Annotated in this window: 9 protein-coding genes and 1 tRNA gene; 6 read left to right on the forward strand and 4 right to left on the reverse strand. The window is 62.0% G+C overall.

Annotated elements, in window-relative coordinates:
• Positions 1–25 precede the first annotated feature (25 nt).
• Complete coding sequence (locus tag FY528_RS07915) at positions 26–802, reverse strand: hypothetical protein (protein WP_149070454.1); 777 nt, start codon at positions 800–802, stop codon at positions 26–28.
• A gap of 390 nt (positions 803–1,192) precedes the next feature.
• Positions 1,193–1,858: an ABC transporter ATP-binding protein gene (locus FY528_RS07920; RefSeq protein WP_149070455.1), complete on the reverse strand. Its 666-nt coding sequence runs from the start codon at positions 1,856–1,858 to the stop codon at positions 1,193–1,195.
• A 145-nt stretch (positions 1,859–2,003) separates the two neighbouring features.
• Between FY528_RS07920 and FY528_RS07925 the strand changes: the two genes are divergently transcribed.
• The 4 genes from FY528_RS07925 to FY528_RS07940 all read left to right on the forward strand — a co-directional run bounded on the left by FY528_RS07925 (position 2,004) and on the right by FY528_RS07940 (position 5,838).
• Complete coding sequence (locus FY528_RS07925; RefSeq protein WP_149070456.1) at positions 2,004–3,116, forward strand: glycoside hydrolase family 113; 1,113 nt, start codon at positions 2,004–2,006, stop codon at positions 3,114–3,116.
• Between the two features lie 154 nt (positions 3,117–3,270).
• Positions 3,271–4,476 carry an ADP-forming succinate--CoA ligase subunit beta gene (gene sucC / locus FY528_RS07930; RefSeq protein ID WP_149070457.1) on the forward strand — a complete coding sequence of 402 codons (1,206 nt, stop codon included), beginning with the start codon at positions 3,271–3,273 and terminating at the stop codon, positions 4,474–4,476.
• A 269-nt stretch (positions 4,477–4,745) separates the two neighbouring features.
• Entirely contained in the window at positions 4,746–5,573 is an 828-nt protein-coding gene (locus FY528_RS07935) for a transglutaminase-like domain-containing protein (protein ID WP_187632048.1), read from the forward strand.
• A 193-nt stretch (positions 5,574–5,766) separates the two neighbouring features.
• Positions 5,767–5,838: transfer RNA gene (locus tag FY528_RS07940), tRNA-Arg, on the forward strand.
• A 444-nt stretch (positions 5,839–6,282) separates the two neighbouring features.
• Here FY528_RS07940 and FY528_RS07945 read toward each other — a convergent pair.
• Entirely contained in the window at positions 6,283–12,267 is a 5,985-nt protein-coding gene (locus tag FY528_RS07945) for an FG-GAP-like repeat-containing protein (protein WP_187632049.1), read from the reverse strand.
• Between the two features lie 338 nt (positions 12,268–12,605).
• Here FY528_RS07945 and FY528_RS07955 point away from each other — a divergent pair, with 338 nt between their 5' ends.
• Entirely contained in the window at positions 12,606–13,238 is a 633-nt protein-coding gene (locus FY528_RS07955; RefSeq protein WP_149070461.1) for a response regulator transcription factor, read from the forward strand.
• A 9-nt stretch (positions 13,239–13,247) separates the two neighbouring features.
• On the opposite strand, the gene FY528_RS07960 is transcribed toward FY528_RS07955, so the two are convergent.
• Positions 13,248–16,307 (reverse strand): sensor histidine kinase, encoded by a 3,060-nt coding sequence (locus FY528_RS07960; RefSeq protein ID WP_149070462.1) that lies wholly within the window; start codon positions 16,305–16,307, stop codon positions 13,248–13,250.
• Positions 16,308–16,747: 440 nt separating this feature from the next.
• Here FY528_RS07960 and FY528_RS07965 point away from each other — a divergent pair, with 440 nt between their 5' ends.
• Positions 16,748–17,899 (forward strand): DUF4856 domain-containing protein, encoded by a 1,152-nt coding sequence (locus FY528_RS07965; RefSeq protein WP_149070463.1) that lies wholly within the window; start codon positions 16,748–16,750, stop codon positions 17,897–17,899.
• The last annotated feature ends 70 nt before the right edge of the window (positions 17,900–17,969 follow it).

Below are 17,969 nucleotides of genomic sequence, written 5' to 3' on the forward strand. Positions count from 1 at the left end.
GCTTTCGAACAAGAAGTGGAGAAGATTAGGCCGCCGTGGCAGCCTGACCGTTTTCACGGTCTTCAATAGCTTTCTTCAGCTTAGCAATGGCACCCGTGGCACGCTCTTCGTCGAGGCGGTTGATGTTGAGCAGCATCTTGGTCTTTTCCTGACGCGTGATGACTGGATGGTTCAGCAACCGGATGATTTCCTCTTTCTGCGGAGCCGAGGCGTACGCTACCGAAGCTTCGGCGGCGGGAGCCAGTGGCTCAGCGGGCACGGCCTTCATGGGCGCTACGGGCGCAGCGGCGGCAGGCTTCGCTTCAGCTACGGTGGTGTTTCCACCGTAGTCCATTTCCTCGGCGGGCGTGGGCTCGTAACCGGCCGCCCGGATAATCCAGGCCAGGATGTTACGGTAGGCCTTACCAATGGCGCGCGTCTGGGCCATGCTCATGATGGCAAACTCCTGGTAGAACTTCTTGCCCTGCTCTTTATTGGAGCAAATGGCAAAGCCAGCCCCTACCGTGTGGCCGCTCCGCATATCGAAGAGCGTCACTTTTGCCTGGTATTTGATTTCCGTGTCGGTCGAGACGTTGATAACGTGGTCGACGATGGGCACGATGCCCAGCCGCGAACCGGCGTACTGCCAGCCTTCCACGTTCACAAACTCTTTGCCCTGCACCGTGGTGCTGAGCTTGTTGTCTTTAATGAATTTAGCCAGGTCCGTCGCCAGATGGAGCGTCTCGTCAGAACGCGAGATATCAAAGCTCTCAACTTTAGTCTTACGAACTGGCTCTTTGATGTTCTTGGTTGCTTCGCTCATGGCGTCTTTCCTTTTATGTCCTTTAGTACCGTATTGTGTTACGTGAAGATAACGCCTCGCCCCAATAAAAGGTGCAAATACCAGCCAGTTTTTTATGATTTTTTTTCATTGATTATCAGCATCTTACAACACTTAAATCTAAAATTATTACTCAGCCAATATTTTTAGCAAACAAACATAGCTTCCTGAACATACTGGAAGCCCAAAAAGCTCCTTATGCTTCCCGGTTTTGCCTGATAAAAGAACGGCTGCTGCCACGTCTCGAAAACGCGGCAGCAGCCGTAGCAGAATGGTCCGGCTCGATCCGGACGCATTACCAGGGGTCAAAAGAAAAGCGCACCCGAAAGTTGCCTTCCAGGTGCGCTTTTTACGCGGGGCTACTAGTGGAAGTTACGCTAGCTGCCCTTCCCAGATGTGCCCGTCCTTCATCACAATCTTGCGGTCGGCCATTTCGGCCAGCTGGTCGTTGTGCGTGACAATGACGAAGGTCTGACCCAGCTCCTTGCGCAGCAGAAAGAAAATCTGGTGCAGTTCCTGGGCATTCTGCGAGTCGAGGTTGCCGGAGGGCTCGTCGGCGAAGATGATTTCCGGGGAGTTGATGAGGGCACGGGCCACGGCGGTGCGCTGCTGCTCGCCCCCGCTCATTTCCGAGGGCTTGTGGTCGGCGCGCCGCTCCAGGTTCAACATGCCGAGCAACTCGCGGGCCCGCACCCGGGTTTCTTTTTCCGAGCGACCCGCCAGGTAAGCGGGCAGGCACACGTTTTCGAGGGCCGTGAACTCGGGCAGCAGGTTATGAAACTGGAAGATGAAGCCAATGTGCCGGTTGCGAAACTTGGCCAAGTTAGACCGGCTCAGGGAGTTGATGGACTCGCCATCGAACAGCACCTCGCCGGAGTCGGGATTATCGAGCGTGCCCAGGATGTGCAGCAGCGTACTTTTGCCCGCGCCCGAGGACCCGACGATGGACACGATTTCGGACTTTTCAATCGTCAGATCAATGCCCTTGAGGACCTCCAGGGTATTATAGCTTTTACGAACGTTAATGGCTTGCAGCAAAATCAGGGAGCAAATAGGGTGAGCCGGGGTACGGAAAACAAATCTACGTAATGTCGGCCGTTGCGGGTGCATCCGTTGGGCAGATGTAGTACTCATATTCGCTGGTAGGCTATCTTGCTTGGCCATGCCGTTACTCCCCGTTGCCATGCCTTTCCTTTCTGCCCGCCGCTGGCTGCTGCTGGCCTTGCTGCTGAGCGTAGGAATAGCCGTGTGGCAGCGCCAGGCAGCCCAAACGCCCCCTGCCCCACGACCACAACTCTCGGCAGCTACTGCGGCTGGCCCACCGCCCGCCGACGGCCGCCTACGCGGCGTGAGCTGGGTGGCTGGCGACTCGGCCTCTTCCTCCGATATGGAGCCGCTGGTACAGGCCCGGGTCACGTGGATAGCCCAGACGCCCTTCGGCTGGCAGGCCGGGGCCGCCGTGCCCGAGGTGCGCCTGCACACGGGCCGGGGCAGCCGCCACTATTGGGGTGAGAGTGATGCCGGCCTGGTACAAACGGCCAAACAAGCCCGGCAGCGCGGCATTCAAACCCTGCTCAAGCCCCACCTGTGGCTGCGCGGTGGCACGGGCTCCTGGCCCGGCGACATCAACATGACCACGGAGGCAGGCTGGCAGCAATGGTTTGCCAGCTATTCGGTGTTTATTCTCCACTACGCCCAGCTGGCCGAAGCGCATAAGATGGCCGCGCTGTGCATCGGCACCGAGCTGCAACACGCTACGGCGGGCCACGAAGCTGAGTGGCGCGCCCTCATTGCCCGGGTTCGGCAGGTGTACCACGGCCCCCTCACCTACGCGGCCAACTGGAGCGGGGAGTTTGAGCAGATTCAGTTCTGGGATGCCCTCGATTTCATCGGGATTCAAGCGTATTTCCCGCTCAGCAAAACGGCAAGCCCCGACAAAGCCGCCCTGCTGAAAGCCTGGCAGGAGCCGTTTCGCCGCATACGTGCCGTGCAGAAACGCTATAAGAAACCCGTGGTATTCACCGAAATCGGCTACAAAACCACCCCCGACGCGGCCATTGAGCCCTGGGCCTGGCCCGACCGGATGGCAGTACTGACTACGGCCGACGAGGCCACCCAGGCGGCCTGCTACGCCGCTATGTTTGAGACCTTCTGGCCCGAGAAGTGGTTCCGGGGCTTGTTCGTGTGGAAGTGGTACCCCGGCCTGGCTCCCGACCGCTCAGCCCGGCGCCACCTCGATTTTACACCCCAGCACAAGCCCGCCGAACAGATTATGACGGAGTGGTTTGGGCGGTAAATGACAAGCCTGAGGCCTATTTACCTGATCTATGACCGTTGAACAACAGCTGACTTGCGGGGTTACTTCGCCGGGCATAAGGTGGCACTACCGATAATTGCCTACTTTCGCAGCCGCAAACACCCACCCGAATCTTCCCTCAAAACGACCCTCTATGAACATCCACGAGTATCAGGGTAAAGAAATTCTCAAGCGCTACGGCGTGCGCGTGCAGGAAGGCTACACGGCCGACACGGCCGAGGAAGCCGTAGAGGCCGCCAAAAAGCTGACCGCCGAAACCGGTACCGGCTGGCACGTTATCAAAGCCCAGATTCACGCGGGTGGCCGGGGCAAAGGGGGCGGAGTGAAGCTCGCCAAAAACCTGGACCAGGTGAAAGAAATTGCCGGCAACATCATCGGCATGCAGCTGGTAACCAAGCAAACCGGTCCCGAAGGTCGCAAAGTGCACAAGGTGCTGGTAGCCCAGGATGTGTACTACCCCGGCGCGTCCGAAACCAAAGAGTTTTACATGAGCGTGCTGCTGGACCGCACCTCCGGTAAGAACGTTATTATCTATACCACCGAGGGCGGTATGGACATTGAGGAGGTAGCCGAGGCGCACCCCGAGAAAATCCACAAGGAAACCATCGACCCGCGCGTGGGCCTGCGCCCTTTCCAGGCGGCCAAAATTGCCTTCAACCTGGGCCTCACCGGCGCAGCCCAGAAGGAAATGGTGAAGTTCGTGCAGGCTCTCTACAAAGCCTACGACGAGACGGACTCCAGCATGTTCGAAATCAACCCCGTGCTGAAAACCTCGGACGATAAGATTCTCGCCGTTGACGCCAAAGTGACCCTCGACGAAAACGCCCTCTACCGTCATAAAGACTTCGTAGAGCTGCGCGACACCAACGAAGAGGACCCGCTGGAGGTAGAAGCCTCGGCCTCGAACCTGAACTACGTGAAGCTCGACGGCAACGTGGGCTGCATGGTAAATGGCGCCGGTCTGGCCATGGCCACCATGGACATCATCAAGCTCAGCGGCGGCGAGCCGGCCAACTTCCTCGATGTAGGGGGTGGAGCCAATGCTCAAACCGTAGAAGCAGGCTTCCGCATCATTCTGAAAGACCCGAATGTGAAGGCCATCCTCATCAACATCTTCGGGGGCATCGTACGCTGCGACCGGGTGGCCAATGGCGTGGTGGAAGCCTACAAGAACATCGGCGACATCAAAGTGCCAATCATCGTCCGTCTGCAGGGCACCAACGCCGAAGAAGGCGCCCGTATCATCGACGAGTCGGGCCTGAAGGTGTATTCAGCCGTGCTGCTGAAGGATGCGGCCCAGAAAGTAAAAGAAGTACTGGCCGAGCAGGGAATTTCGTAATAACTGCTCCCATCTTTTGTCAGGCAAAAGCCCTTCTGGTGAACCAGAAGGGCTTTTGTATTCTATAGAGAAATAGTATCACCCGTTTATGTGATATCATCGTATAGCACTGCCGACTACTTTTGACTCGAAAGTAGAAAATAGAGGTTAACCCAGAACGAATTGTCTTCGTTAAGGAGTTTTCACCGAGCAGTCTTATGAAAAATTTGATTTATACCATACTTTTATCTTTCTCTACTTCGGCTGTTTCTTTCCCCGCTGAAGCTCAGTTGTTTGCCTCTGCCGAAGTTGCCTCGACCCCACTGGAGTTTGAAGAGCCCCCCGACGTTACAGCCTATACCTTTCAGTACAGTACTTCCGACACGGAGTATTTGGTTCGTTTCCGGGAAATGTACGGGCTGGACGAGGCCATGGGTACTGCTTCCACTGACTTGGAGCGGGTAACTGCCCTCTCGCGCTGGGTACACAATCGGTTAGAGCACGATGGTCGGCAGGACTTGCAAACCCGGGACGCTTTTGCTATCCTGCGGGCCGCCATGCTGGGTAAATCGGTGCAATGCGTCGAGTTTGGCGCCGTACTGACCACGGCCCTGAACGCAGTAGGCATTCCGGCCCGGCCCTTATTTCTCAAAGCTTCGGATGCGGATACTCGGCCATCGGCTGCGGGCCACGCTCTCACGGAGGCCTGGCTACCAGACCAAGGCAAGTGGATTATGGTCGACAGCCAGTTTGACATCGTCCCACTGCTGAACGGGCAGCCAGTCAACGCAGTGGAACTCCAGCAGGCCCTGGCTTCCAACACGAAAGGCCTCTCCATCCTTGGTTCAGCCGACACCTCCGCTAAAAGCTACTTTAAATGGCTGCACCGCTACCTGTATTACTTTGATACAGTACTCGACAACCGCTTCGGTGTAAAAACGGCGGCTACGGGGCTGATGCTGCTACCGGAGGGCGCCCGCAAGCTGCTGGCCTTCCAGCGGCAAAAGCTGGCTGCCATGCGCTATACCCGTTCCCTGGCCACATTCTACGCACCACCGGTCCCGACCGCCTTGCCGGCTGCCAAAGCCGAATATCCTACGGCTGGTGGTGGCCAGTAGCGCCCAGGCAGTAAGCAACAATGCATAAATTCTTTGCCCGGCATAGGTTGCCTACTCCCTAGCAGTCAAAAATTTACGCGGGCTGATATTACAGCTTCGCTGAACAATCGTTGCGCGAAACGGGGGAATTCGGGATTGAAGTTGTGCACCGAGCGTTTTCTGCTTAGTTTTGCCACCCCAAACCTACCCGACCGGTCGCGTAGTACAACGGATAGTATAGGAGTCTCCGAAGCTCTTGATCCAGGTTCGATTCCTGGCGCGACCACACAGAATAAACCCCGTCAGAATCGTTCTGGCGGGGTTTTCTTTTATAAGGTGAAACAACTCGCAAAAATGAAGTGAAAAAGCGGCGTTGCTTCTACCCTACCACCACGGTATACTCCCAAACAGCAGGCGGCAGACAATATCGGCAAGCACCATACTGGCCAGCCAGAGCACGAGCTTCACCCAGCCGGACAGTGGGCGCCGGTAGAGCCGGCGGGCGGCGGGCAGGAGGCCTGGCCACGTACCGCCCGACCCGCTGCCAACAGTAGCAGTAAGACTAGCACCCCAAAAAAGAGCCGAAACGAAAAGGGCGAAAAAAGCGGGAAAGCATAGCGAAGCGCGGTAGAGCAAAATGATGAAAACGACGTAGTGGGCACGCACCCCGGCAGCAAACCGGAAAGAGCCCAGAAAGCCCAGCCCACAGCAACAAAGCGTACCTCCTCTCCTATTCCACCAGCAGCCGCTGCGCCGGTCCGCCGCTACGCACTGAGTATACGCCTGCCGCCAGCCCGGCAGGCAGTACCAAGTGTGCCGTACCCGCAGCATCGGCGGTGGCGGTGGCTACGGTGCGGCCCAGGGAATCGGAAACACGCACTGGCGCACCGGGCACCGCCCCCGTGAGCGTGACGGCTGCACGAGTAGGATTGGGAAACAGCGCCAGGCCCGCAGACGCGCTGCCGAGCGTAACTACCCGCACGGGCGAGTAGCTGAACGCGCCATCGGTATCCACCTGCCGCAGGCGGTAATACCGGTCATGAGCGAAGGCATGCAGGCGGGCGCGGGCATCGTGGTAGACATAGGTAGTAGCGCTGGTTTTGGTGCCCTGGGCAGCCTGCTCCCCGATCTTCTCAAACCGTTTCCCATCGTCGCTGCGCTCAATATCATAACGCTGGCTATTGGTTTCTGACGCCGTGCGCCAGCGCAATTGCACCGCCGCTTCCTGGGTCTGAGCCGTGAAGCTGGTCAGCTCCACCGGCAGCGTGCCGGAGCTGGCCGTAAGGTAAAACTCGGAGAAGTGGTCGGCCACGGCTACTTCGCTCACCAACCAGGGCACGCCATTGCCGACGGTACTGCCCGGGGCAGCCAGAGTGCGAAACTCGCCGCTTACTATGTCGTTATTGGCGAAGTCGCAGTCCTCGTTGGGCCCGCTGTACTGGGTGGTGGTGAGGGCAGCCAGGGTAGTCCCAAGGTCGACGGCAGCTAGGCGGGCCAATTCCGACGCCAAGGCAAAGAAGCGCACGGGCACGGTGGCCCCGACGAAGTCGTTGCCACCGCTGGCGCTGATCTTGAAGTTCCGGTCAAGGTAATAACGGCCCCGGCCGTCCTGGCGTACGGGGCCGGTCGGGCCGATTACCCGAAAGTTCACCGTGACGCTGCCCAGCGCGGCGCGGGTATCCTGCAGGGCCGCCACCACCTGACCGTTGCTGGCCAACAGGTAGTGCCACTGCCCGTCGCCGGTAGCCAGGTAGGGCAGCGTAGCGGGGCAGGTGGCGACCGAGGCATCGTACACCGTCAGAACAGTGAAAGCTGGGGTGCTGGGGCTGCTACCGCCGGGCGTACTGACGACTACCGCGCTGCTGCCACTGGCCGCCCCAGCCGGCACTACAGCCGTGAGGCTGGTGGGGGAATTATAGGTAACGCTGGCGGCAACTCCACCAATAGTAACGGTACTACCTGACATGAAGCCTGTTCCCGTGAGCGTAACAGGCAAACCTACCAGCTCGGCAGCCGGGCTAACGGCCGTAAGGGTCGGTGCCACGATTACGGTAAAGTCGGTGCTGCTGGCTGTGCCGCAGCCGTTGCCCACCATGGTGATACCCGTAGCGGTGGCCCCGGCTGGCACCACGAAGGTGAAGCCCGTGGCCGTGTTACTGCTGAGGCTGGCGAAGGCATCGGCCCCGTTCACGGTGAGCGAGGTCAGGCCGCTCAGGCCGGTGCCCGTTACAACTACCGTGGCACCCGGGGCAGCGCTGGCGGGCGTAAACGTAAGCAGGCTGATGGGGCTGTACACCAACACCGGGCTGTTGCGCTGGGTGTTGGTGCCGTCGCCCACCTGCCCCGTGCTGTTGCGGCCCCAGGCCCAGACAGCGCGGCAGCTTTGCTCGCCCACCGTGTGCGCGTCGCCGGCTGCCGCACTCCCCCACGTGGTGGCTGCTCCTACCTGTACGGGCACCCGGCTGTTGGTGGTGCTGTTGTTGCCCAGCTGGCCGGTTCCATTGAAGCCCCAGGCCCAGAGGGTGCCATCGGCCTGCACCGCCACCGTGTAACCATTACCGGCTGCCGCACTTCCCCAGTTGGTCCCTGTCCCCACCTGCACAGGCACGGCGCTGTCGGTGAGGCTGTTATTACCCAACTGACCGGAATTGTTGCGCCCCCAGGCCCAGAGCGTACCATCGGCCCGGACCGCTACCGTGTGCAGGTTGTTCGCTGCCGCGCTTACCCAGGTGGTGCCGGTGCCTACCTGCACGGGCACGGGGCTGTCGGTGGTCGTAGTATTGCCCAGCTGGCCGAAAGCATTACGACCCCAGGCCCAGAGCGTACCGTCGGCCCGGACTGCTACCGTGTGGTAGAGGCCCGCTGAGGCACTTACCCAGGTGATGCCGGTGCCTACCTGCACGGGCACGGCGCTGTCGGTAGTAGTATTATTGCCTAGCTGGCCGAAAGCATTACGGCCCCAGGCCCAGAGCGTACCGTCGGCCCGGACTGCTACCGTGTGGTTGGTGCCCGCGACCAGGGTGTTGGCTCGGGAAAAGAACACTGTTCCTACTACGACGCTCGTACCATTGACCGTCGTCACAGTTATGGGTCCGCTCCGGGCCCCGGCCGGCACCACAATGCCGCTGATGCTCGTGGCCGTTGCTGTGAAGCCGCTGCTGACGGTTTTAGGGCCGGCGCTGCCAGCGAAGGTGATGGTGGTCGTGCCCGTTAGGTTAGCGCCTGTCAGGGTCAGCACGCTGCCCGGTACGCCAATGCCCGGACTGACAGACGTGAGCACCGGCAGAGGCACCTGGTTGAGGCGCACGCTCACATTAGCGGCTCCATAGCTTGCCGTGAGTAGATCCAGGTCGTTATCGCCGTCCACGTCGGCCGCCACTATGCTGACGGGGCTGTTGCCCACACTCACGTTCGTTGTGCCGCTGAACGCACCGCTGCCGTCGTTCAGGCGCACGCTCACGCTATTGGCTTGTTGGTTGGCCGTGAGGATATCCAGGGCACCGTCACCGTTCACGTCGGCCGCCACCACACTGTAGGGCAGGTTACCCACGGTTACGTTGCTGGTACCGCCCGAGAAGTCGCCGAAGCCGTCGTTGCGGCGCACACTTACGCTGTTGGCTTGTCGGTTGGCGGTCAGCATGTCCAGGTCGCCGTCGCCGTCCACGTCGGCTGCTACCACGCTCCGAGGTAAGCTGCCCATGAGCCAATTGATGGTGCCCGAGAACGTACCAGAGCCGTTGTTGAGGCACACACTTACGTTGTTACTGCTAAAGTTCGCGGCCAGGATATCCAGGTCGCCGTCTCTATCCACGTCGGCCGCTACTACGCTGATAGGGTTGGTGCCGACGGCCACGTTGGTGGTGCCGGTAAAGTTGCCGCTACCATCGTTGAGGCGGACGCTCACCGAGTTACTGCTAAAGTTGGCCGAGAGGATGTCCAGGTTCCCGTCGCCGTTCACGTCGGCCGCCGCCACGCTGTAGGGCTGGCTACCCACGGCCACGTTGGTGGTGCCCGAGAAGTTGCCGCTGCCGTCGTTCAGGCGGACGCTCACGCTGTTGGCTTGTTGGTTGGCCGAGAGGATATCCAGGGCACCGTCGCCATTCACGTCGGCTGCTACCACGCTCAAGGGGCTGCTGCCGACGGGCACGTTGGTGGTGCCGGTGAAGTTGCTGCTACCGTCGTTGAGGCGGACGCTCACCGTATTGCCGCTGCTGCTGGCCGAGAGGATGTCCAGGTCGCCATCACCATCCACGTCAGCCGCCGCCACGCTCTCGGGGTTACTGGCCACGGCCGGGTTGGCGGTACCGCTGAAGGTACCTGGCCCCGGGCCCGCGGCCGCCGTGAACTGAAGCACCCGCGCCGTGGCCAGGCTGCCGCCCACTGCCGCCGTAGCCGTGGTACGTACCGTAGCCTGCACCGTCTCACCCGGCCGGAAAGCATACGTGGGCGCGAAGCTCAGCACTGCCCCAGTCACCGTGGTGCTGCCGCTGGCTGTCGTGCGCAGTCCCCCGCGCTGGGCGCTAAACACCCGCAGCGCCCCCATGCTGCCCGTCGTCAGGGCCTGGTTGAAGGTTATGGCGACCGGCCCGGTTGCCGTAGCGGCCCGGGCGTTGGCCACCGGGCTGGTGCTGCTGATGAGCAACGGCGGCACCACCGTAAAGCTGCCGGAGCTGGCCACGCTCGTGCCTCCGGCCGTCGTCACGGTCAAGGGCCCCGTTACGGCCCCGGCTGGCACCACTACGCCGGTAAGGCTCGTAGCAGATGCCACGGTGAAGCCCGTGGTCACCACGTTGCCGCTCGTACCGCTGAAGGTAATAGCCGTCGTCCCCAACAGGTTGGTACCCGTAATGCTAATGGTCGTACCCGTTGCTCCGGCCGTAGGCGTGAAACTGGTGATGGTAGGCGCCCCCTGATTGAGCAGGGTGCTCAGATAGCTGTTGTTGGCGTTGGTGTTGATGATGTCGAGGTCCCCGTCGGCGTCGAGGTCGCCCAGGGCCAGACTGTTGGGGCGGGAGCCGCCCACGGCCGGCGTGGGGTTGGTAGTGGGCGCCGTGAAGATGCCGGCGCCGTCGTTGAGCAGCAACGTCACGATGCCGGTGGGCACGTAGTTCGTCACGGCAATGTCGAGGTCCCCGTCGGCGTCCACGTCGCCCAGCGCTACGCTGTACGGAGTGCTGCCCACGCTCGGGTCGGAGCCGCCACTGAAGATGCCGCTGCCATTATTCAGACGAATGCTGACGGTGCCGCTGAGCACGTTCACCGTCACCAAGTCCAGGGTCCCATCACCGTTCACGTCGCCCAGGGCCACCCCGTTGGCGCCGGAGCCCACAGCCGTATTAGCGCCGTTGGTAAATACGCCGCTGCCGTTGTTGAGGCGCAAGCTCACGTTGCTGGCGTAGTTGGCCGCCACGAAGTCCAGGTCGCCGTCGCTGTCTACGTCGCCGATGGCTACGGCCACCGGGGCGGACCCGGCCAGGACGTCGGTAGTCCCACCGAAAGTACCGCTGGCATTATTGAAGCGCACGCTCACCATGCCGCCGTTGCCGTTGGCGCAGAGCAGGTCGAGGTCCCCGTCGCCGTCAAGGTCGCCCAGAGCCAGACCGAAGGGGTTGGTACCCATGGTGATGGTACCCGTACCGGTGAACCTGCCTGCGCCGTCGTTAAAGCGCACACTGGCCGAATTGCCGCTGTAGTTGGCGCTTACGAAATCCAGGTCACCATCGCCGTCGAGGTCGCCCAAGGCTACGCCGCGCGGGTTGTTGCCCACGGGCACGTTGGCGTTGAGGGCGGGCGGCGCAAAGGTACCCGAGCCGTTGTTGAGGCGGACGCTGACGGTATGCTCCCCGACAATGTTGAGGCTGTTGTTGTTGGCCGTCACGTAGTCCAGGTCGCCATCACCGTCCACGTCGCCGATGGCCACGCTGCTGGGGTTGATGCCCGCATCGGCGGCTGGGGCGCTGGGCAAGCGGGCAAAATTGCCCCGGCCTGTGCCGCCGACGGCCGTTGTAAACTGGTGTACGTGGGGCGTGCCCAGCGTTGGACCGGCGGAGCTACCGGCGCCGGTGGTGGTCGTCACGAAAACCGTTTCCCCGGGCTGGAAGTCCGTAGTGGGGTTAAGGGTAATGGTGCTGCCGCTTACCGTAGCCGTTCCCCGGGTGCCACCAAACATTAGGCCGCCCCGCTGCGGGCTGAATACGCGCACGGCCTGCTGGGTAGCGGTGGTGTTAGCCATAGGCTGGCTGAAGGTTACGGCCACGTTGCTGGCGGCCGGTGCGTTGCGCAGGTTGCGCGTGGGGCTCAGCCCCGTGATGTTGGGCTGGACCGTGAAACTGGTGCTGCTGGTGCCCATACCCCCCGGTGTAGTCACCCTAAGGAGGCCCGTACTGCTACCTACACCCACCGTGAAGGTCAGGCTTGTGGCTGTGGGCACGCCTACGAGGGTGCCAGCCGTGCCATTTACCGTTATGGCCGTGGCCCCTGCCAGGTTGGTGCCCGTCACGGTCACACTCGTGCCCACTGGTCCGCTGGTGGGTGTGAAGCCCGTAATAGTGGGTTGCGCCCACCCCATTAGCGGCAGGCTCAGCAGCAGAATTCCAATCCAGTACCGGCCCAGGCCCCGCGCCCCCCGCCCGGAGCGAATTGCAGGCCGTAAGCGGGTCTTTATAGATGAAATAAGAAGTCGAAGAGCGGCGGCAAGCGGGTACGTTTGTTTCATCAGGCTGAAAAGAAAGAAGCGGGCAGCCTACCGTTCCCAACAACACGGGAGGGGCCGGACAGCCTGGTCAGTAGTGGGCAAAGCTCCCTGTTTCCCGCAGCCGTCACAATTCCGACACTACCCTCATTTGGGGGTACCCACTTCGCGCGGCGGAGCAAAAAAAGGCAGGGCGTAGCGGCTGCTCACCGGCCGTGAGTGGTACTGCGCCTTGCCCCTAACGGTCCGCCAAAACCAACTTATCGTTTGATCTGTCCGCACAAAACGGTTTATTCCAAAACACTGTCCCCCGTTGCGGGTAGTATGAAAGCGTCGAGCTTAGGAAATCTTTTTGCACGTTCATGCTCCCACTTGCCCTTGCCATTATTGAAGATGACCCCGAGGTACGCTTCCTGCTCAGTCATTACCTCGACCAGCAGCCGGGCATGCGCTGCGTACTGGTGTGCGAGTCGTCCGAAGACTTTCTGGCCGAGCTAAGCAATTCGCTCCCCCCCGATGTGGTGCTGCTCGACCTGGGTTTGCCGGGCCTGAGCGGGTTGGATACGCTGCCGCTCATTAAGGAGCGCCTGCCCCAGGCCGAGGTCATCGTGCAAACGATGTTCGACGACCTCGACCGCATTTACCTGGCGCTGAGCCGGGGGGCCAGCGGCTATTTGCTCAAAAACCTGCCCTTGGCTGAGGTGCAACAGGCCATTCGGGACGTAGCAGCCGGGGGAGGCACGTTTAGCCCGGCCGTGGCCCGCCGGGTGCTCAACCACTTCAAGCCGGTGGCGGCTACCCATCCCAACAGCCTTTCTGCCCGCGAGCAGCAGGTGCTCGAAGCCATAGTCGATGGCCTGGCCGATAAGGAAATTGCGCAGCGCCTGGAGCTTCGCCCCGAAACCGTGCGCAGCTACGTCAAAACGGTATACCGCAAGCTGCACGTTAGCGGCCGGATCGAGCTGCTGAGCCGGGCGGCCCGTGGCCTGCTCTAACAACGGTCTTTACGCTATTGGCAGCCGCACACCTACGTAGTAACCGGGCTGGCCATCGGGGCGCGGCCCCGTTCGCAAATCGGCCCCGATGGCCTGTGCCCGCTGCCGCATATTGCGCAGGCCCATACCCACTGAGCAGCGGGGCCCGGCGATATGGGGCTGGCCATCGTCGCACACTTCCAACAGCAACTCCTTTCGCTCACGGCGCAGCAGCACCCTGATGCCGGTGGCCGCTCGGGCGTGCCGGGCGGTGTTGGTCACGGCCTCCTTAAAAAGCAGGTACACGTGCTGCCGTACCAGGGTGGGCAAGGCCTGGCCCTTATTCGCCCCCTGGCAATCAAACGTGGCCGTGAGGCCAGCGGCGGCGGCTGTTTGGTCGAGATGGTCGCGCATACGGTCAACCAGGGCACCCATCGAGTCGGTTCGCGAATCAATACCCCAGACCACATCGCGCATGGTTTGCACGGCGGCCCGACTATTATAGAGCAGACGGTCAAAGGTCGTGCGGGAGTCGGGGTATGGGCCAGTAGCGGAGGCCGCCGAGGGCAGGTGCTGATCACGCAGCACCTCGGCCAGCATGGTGACGCGGGTGAGCAAGGCCCCCACTTCGTCGTGGAGGTTGGCCGCCAGCTCGGCGCGCCGGTGGGCGTCGCGCAGCGCCCGGCGCAAGCGCAGCCAGTAGGTGCCATAGCCCAGGGCCAGCAGCAGTCCGGCCAGCAGGAGCCATACCAGCGGCTGCTGCTGCCAGCTGGCCGCCACGTGCAGGGGCAGGTACAGGTGGTTGAGGGCAGGCTGGCCCGGCGCCGTTTCGGCCCGCACTTCCAGGGTATAGTCGCCGGGGGCCAGCCCCCGCAGCACTAGCCGCCGGGGGGTGTTGAGCCAGGCGGTGCGCCGCCGGCTATCGGCCTCAAGCAGACGGTAACTATAGCGGGCCTGATCAGGGGCAAAAAAATTAGTCAGCGCCAGGCGCAGCTCTACGAAAGCGTTAGGCCCCGCGGCCAGTTGCAGGGACAGCACCAGGCCGGCGGGCAGGGGCCGGACGCTTACGGAAGCGCCGGCGGGCAAACCCAGCTCGGTAAGCAGCAGCCGCGGCTTTCGTTTCAGACTCGCCGTCATCAAGCCAGGCTGCCACTGGAAGACCCCTCCCGTGCCGCCAAACCATAGGGCGCCGTCCGGCTCAGCCAGGCCGGAGTAGCGGTTTAGCTCCGTGTCATGCAGGCCTTCGGATTCGCCAAAAACCGCCAAGTGTTCCGTGCCCGGGGTGTAGCGCACCAGGCCGGCGTAGGTGCCCAGCCACAGGTTACCCCGCCCATCGGGCAGCACCGAGGCCAGGCTATGGCTGGGCAGGCCCTCGTTCACACTCACCTGACGCACCAAGCCAGCCTGGGCATCAACCAGCAGCAGGCCCTGGTCGCGGGTGCCCACCCAAGCCTGGCCGGGCCCGGCCGAGCGCACCGCGGTAAGGGCATCGGTGGGCAGACGGCGCCCGGGGCTCGCGGCCACGGCAAACACGCGTAGGTGCCCCGGCTGGTTGGGTGGCAACCAGAACAAGCCGCCGTTGGTGGCTACCCACAGCGCGTGGTCGCGGGGGTCTTCGGCCAGGCCCACGATGTCGAGCTTGTGCAGGGGCCAGTCGGGGCGGTTATTTTGGTAACGGCGAAGCGCGCGCCGGTCGGGGCTGAGCAGGAACAAGCCGGTGTGGCCGCCGGCCCAGAGGCGCCCGCCGTGGTCGGCCAGCAGAGTGTAGGCCCGGGTGGGGCCGTTGGTGAGACGGCTCCACTGGTTTACCGGACCACCGGCCAGGTTGCTCACCAGCCCCGTCTTGAGGTCAAGCCGGGCCACACCCCATAGCTCATCGGCCACCACAGCCGTGCGGGAGGAAGGGTCACAGTGTATGGCATCGAAGACGGCCGCGTATGTCCGCGGCTGGGGTGGCAGGCGCAGCCACAGCGGGAAGGGCCGCAGCCGGGCAGTCGGCGAATCGGCCGCCTGGGTGAAAGCGCCGCCGTAGGTGGAGACCAGCAGGCGGCCATCGGGCAGGCGGGCAATTAAACGGGTGCTGCTCAGCGGCTGACCACCGGCGCGGGCCAGGGGCTGTACCAGGGCCTGCGCCTGGCGGTAGCGGTAGCAGCCGCGCCAGGTGCGGGCAAAGCTCCACCAGTTGCCATAGGCGTCGCGGTCGAGGCTATAATTGCGGGTATTGTTATCATCGGGGCTCAGGGCTGCGGGGGTCACCCGCAGGCGCGGGCGGGGGCCACGCACGCCACTTACGTGCACCCACTGCCCCTGCGCCAGCACGTCAAGGGTGCTGTCGGTCACGTAGGGCCGGTCGCTGCCTTCGGGCAACGCCCGGGGCCAGCGGCACACGGGGCGCAGAGCACCGGCCGAGTCCAGCGCGTAGAGGGCCCGATGGCTGTAGAAGCGCTGGGGCCGGGTACCCGCCACTGGCAGCAGCAGCTCAGGTGCCTGCAGGCGTTGGCATACCGCGCCTCGGGCATCGAGGTGATAGAGCGTGGCCTGATCGTTGGCCAGCCAAGCGCCGGAGCCGCCGGTTTCGAGGGTGAAGTAAAAGTCGGTATCGGCCACCCGGCTGACGGGAAACAGCGGGTGCAGCGGGGCAGCGGCGGCCAGCACGGCCACAGCTCCGGCACCGTAGCCCACCCAGAGGCGGTCGGTGCGCGGGTCGTGCTGCAGGGCTTTCACCCGGGGGCGCTCATCCAAAGCCAGGGGCAGCGGCACGGGCATCAATTGCCCGCTGCGCGCGTCAAACCGAAACAGCCCCGACTCCGAGCCCAGCCACAGGCGCCCTTTCCGGTCGAGGGCCAGCACCGTCACCAGTTCCACCCGCAGGCGCGGCCCCTGGCGCACCAGGCTTTGCAGGGATACCAAGCCGTAGCCATCGTAGCGATATACGCCTTCGTCGGTGGCTACCCAGCGCAGGCCCGTCGGGTCGGTCACCATTTGCTGAATCAGCAAGGGGCTAAGCACTGGGTCGCGCTGCCAGTCGGGGCTGCCCGCCCGCACCGCTGGGGTCGCGGCGAACAGCAACAGGCCCCAGAGCCAGACCATCGGTGCCCAATAGCGCTTGACAGGCCAAGCCGACTGAGTCGTCATATGGAGACTGGTGAATATTATAAAATTTTAATACTAAGGTATTATACCCAGCTGAAAAGCGGCCATTACCTGGATAAAAAAGCTCATCAGCAGGCCCTTGTTTGGCGCCATGGCTTTTTGTCTGAATGGTTGTGGCCGGTACTGCCGGCAGAAACCGCCAGCAGTACCGGCCACGGAGCTGGCGGCCGGATTAACTCTTTCGGCCGGCTGCGGGTTTAGCAGTAGCTGACGGCTTTCTGCTTCTTGCCCCGGAAGAAACAGGACGTCGCGCGCACAGGAGAACGATGCGCTCTGTTACCTTTTTCAGAAATAGTCTAAATAATTTTATCAACTGTTTGTAATGATTCCAAATAGCAGACTACTTTTGTGCTCCTATTCACCCAATCCTCTTTCCAATGACTTTCAGATTTGCTGCTGTTGCCCTCCTGGCCCTGAGTTTCGGTTTTACGTCCTGTGATAAGGATGATAGCGAGACGGCCCCGGCCCTGCGCGCCAAGATGGACACCAGCACACTGACGGCCTCTTCTAAGTATACGGAGTCATTTAAGGACGCCAGCGGCCAGTCGACGGTGGACCTGACGGCCGCCAACCAGCGCCTGGACATGTTTACGGAGTTTAATACGTACATGGCACAGGTAGCCGTAGCAGCACCGGCGGTACCCGCTACCCTGGACGAGGCCAAGCTGCGCGGCCTGTATGCCAACACCGGCGGCTATTTTACCACCGCCGAGCTGAATACCTCGGGTCTGTCTTTGCGCGGCAGCACGGCAGCCTCCTTCCCCGCTACAAACGCCGAAGCTGCCCGCACTTACATTGAGCAAAGCATCAGCCAGCTGGCTACGGCCAGCCAGTCGGTAAACAACGTGGCTACTCCCGGCAACGCCGGCCGCCTGGGCCGCTACCTCGTGGATGCCAATGGGTACGAAGTCAACCAGGTTATCCAGAAAGCCCTGATTGGGGCGGTACTGCTCGACCAGATCAACAACCTGTTGCTGACGGACAACGCCCTGAAGGCTGATAACAGCAAAGTGGTAGCCGGCAAAACCTACTCGGAGCTGGAGCACAACTGGGACTTGGCCTACGGCTTCCTAACGAAAAACGCCATTATGACCACGGACATTGCCGCCACTCCGCGGGAACGTTTCCTGGCTGGCTACCTGAATGAAAAGAACGGCCAGGCCTCGCCCGCCGTGTACATGGCTTTCCTGAAAGGGCGCGCCGCAATTGTAAACAACGACGCAGCCGGCGTGAAAGCCCAGGCCGAGATTATTCGCACGGAGCTGGAGAAAACTATTGCCCTGGCTGCGGTGTCTTACCTGAACAATTGGAAGGCTGCTTCGGCGCTGGATGTGAAGGCGCATGCCCTGGGCGAAGGCCTCGGCTTTATTTACTCCCTGCGGTTCTGCACCAAGTACGGCGCCGACGCGGCCTTCTCCGACAACCTGCTCGCCGGGCTCATGTCGGGCAGCCAGGGTGCCTGGAGCCTGACCAACGCCCAGGCCGACGCGGCCGTCAACGCCATCAAAGCCAAGTTCAATATTCAGTAACTTTCGGCCCTGCTATGCCAGGAACGCAAGGTCAGGAAGTAAGACAACTTTTACTTCCTGACCTTGGCCG

It is taken from the genome of Hymenobacter lutimineralis, from assembly GCF_008271285.1.
Taxonomy (GTDB): domain Bacteria; phylum Bacteroidota; class Bacteroidia; order Cytophagales; family Hymenobacteraceae; genus Hymenobacter; species Hymenobacter lutimineralis.

Coding starts and splice junctions, on each gene's coding strand:
- FY528_RS07965 (WP_149070463.1), top strand. CDS start 16,748: ATGACTTTCAGATTTGCTGCTGTTGCCCTCCTGGCCCTGAGTTTCGGT.
- FY528_RS07945 (WP_187632049.1), bottom strand. CDS start 12,267: ATGAAACAAACGTACCCGCTTGCCGCCGCTCTTCGACTTCTTATTTCA.
- FY528_RS07960 (WP_149070462.1), bottom strand. CDS start 16,307: ATGGTCTGGCTCTGGGGCCTGTTGCTGTTCGCCGCGACCCCAGCGGTG.
- FY528_RS07955 (WP_149070461.1), top strand. CDS start 12,606: ATGCTCCCACTTGCCCTTGCCATTATTGAAGATGACCCCGAGGTACGC.
- FY528_RS07915 (WP_149070454.1), bottom strand. CDS start 802: ATGAGCGAAGCAACCAAGAACATCAAAGAGCCAGTTCGTAAGACTAAA.
- FY528_RS07925 (WP_149070456.1), top strand. CDS start 2,004: ATGCCTTTCCTTTCTGCCCGCCGCTGGCTGCTGCTGGCCTTGCTGCTG.
- sucC (WP_149070457.1), top strand. CDS start 3,271: ATGAACATCCACGAGTATCAGGGTAAAGAAATTCTCAAGCGCTACGGC.